Source organism: Streptomyces sp. BE20, from assembly GCF_036322525.1.
GTDB lineage: Bacteria > Actinomycetota > Actinomycetes > Streptomycetales > Streptomycetaceae > Kitasatospora.
The window spans coordinates 1-682 of sequence record NZ_JAQYWW010001148.1 but is presented as its reverse complement, the minus strand read 5'-3'; the positions used below and the strand labels follow the sequence as shown (position 1 = coordinate 682).

At 73.3% G+C, this 682-nt stretch carries 1 protein-coding gene; it reads left to right on the top strand.

Annotated elements, in window-relative coordinates:
- Positions 1 to 37 precede the first annotated feature (37 nt).
- Positions 38 to 682 (top strand): acyltransferase domain-containing protein (locus PUR61_RS36570; RefSeq protein ID WP_329883875.1); only part of this gene is annotated, 645 nt, incomplete at its 3' end.

Here is a 682-nt window from a genome sequence, read left to right as displayed (position 1 = left end):
GCCGAAGAGTCTGCACATCGACGCGCCGAGTTCGAAGGTGGACTGGGAGTCGGGTGCGGTCGCGCTGTTGACGGAGGAGCGGGAGTGGCCGGAGGTGGACCGGCCGCGCCGGGCCGCCGTGTCGTCCTTCGGCGTGAGCGGTACCAACGCCCACGTCATCCTCGAACAGGCCCCCGTCCAGGAGGCCCCCGCCGAGTTCGACGCCGGGTCCGTCACACCGGTGCCCTGGCTGCTCTCCGCCCGGACCACCGAGGCGCTGAGCGAACAGGCCGGGCGGCTCGCGGAGTTCGCGGATTCCCGGACCGCCGCCGAGGCGCCGGCCGTCGCCCGCACGCTCGCCTCCTCCCGTGCCGCGCTGGAGCGGCGGGCCGTCGTGGTCGCCGCCGATCAGGCGCAGGCGCTGACCGGACTGCGGGCGCTGTCCTCCGGCGAGGCTGTGCCCGGGTTGGTGGCGGGCCGTGCGGAGGTGGCGGGCCGGTCGGTGTTCGTGTTCCCGGGTCAGGGTTCGCAGTGGGTGGGGATGGGCCGGCGTCTGTCGGCCGAGTCTCCGGTGTTCGCGCGGGTTCTGGCGGAGGTGGAGGGTGCGCTGAAGCCTTATGTGGACTGGTCGTTGGTGGATGTGGTGAATCAGGTGCCGGGTGCCGCCTCGCTGGAGCGGGTGGATGTGGTGCAGCCGGTGTCG